This is a genomic window from Streptomyces sp. SID13666, from assembly GCF_010548325.1.
Taxonomy (GTDB): Bacteria; Actinomycetota; Actinomycetes; order Streptomycetales; family Streptomycetaceae; genus Actinacidiphila; species Actinacidiphila fildesensis.
This window is the reverse complement of the sequence record NZ_JAAGLX010000138.1, coordinates 1-802: the sequence shown is the minus strand read 5'-3', so window position 1 is coordinate 802 and position 802 is coordinate 1. Positions and strand designations below refer to the sequence as shown.

Genomic DNA, 802 nt, shown 5'->3' with positions numbered 1-802 from the left:
CTTCACCCGAGCCCAGCGCCTGGGCGCACAGCCCGACCAGTTGCCGGCAACGTCGATGAGGAACACGCCGTCCTCACCCAGGATCCCGATGCTGCCGGCAAGCCGGTGCCACTGTGCGTTGAGCTCAGCGACCAGGTCGGGCTGATCCGCCGGCACAGCCACGAACGGCTTGGCTCTGCCCGAAACGACCGGACGCCAAGCGGCGCGAGGCGGCAGCACCTCCTCGATGTGCCAGTCCCCCACGGTTTCCAGCCCCGCATGCTGAAGCAGCTCTACGAACTGGTCTCTCCCACCCGTCATGGGACCCCATCCTGCCCGAAGCGACGACCGGCCCTCCTAGCTGCTCCGCAGCCCGCACGCGGCCACTGAATCTGGGCCGGCCCGCGAGCGCCTGTCAGCAGCGCGAAGGCGGCGGCCTCCTCTTCGCCACCGAGAATCGCGCGGCCCGCGCTCCACGCCGCCGCATCCGCCAAAAGCAAAAGCCCCAGGTCACGGCGAGTGAGTCCCGGGGGTGTCCAGAGCCGCCTTCGGGATTCGAACCCGAGACCTACGCATTACGAGACCACGGGGACTCGTGACGGCTGGTTCCGGCTCGTGCCGCCCGGTGCTGTTCTGCCTGATCAGAAAACTTGCGACCAGTTCCACGGTGACACCCTGTGTTACCCGGTCCAAAGGCGTCCGGCCGCACTGTGGCCGCACATGGCCAAACCCGCAGGTGTTCCGGGCAGGCAGAGCGCCATTGTCACCCTCCTACAGAACAGCCGCAAGGGTGCCGCTTCGGCACCGACACCGTGGCGTCAGC

General features: G+C 68.1%; 1 pseudogene. It reads right to left on the bottom strand.

From position 1 onward, the window contains the following. Positions 1-300: pseudogene (locus G3I60_RS43755) on the bottom strand (PE-PGRS family protein); the annotation flags it as partial. Positions 301-802 lie beyond the last annotated feature (502 nt).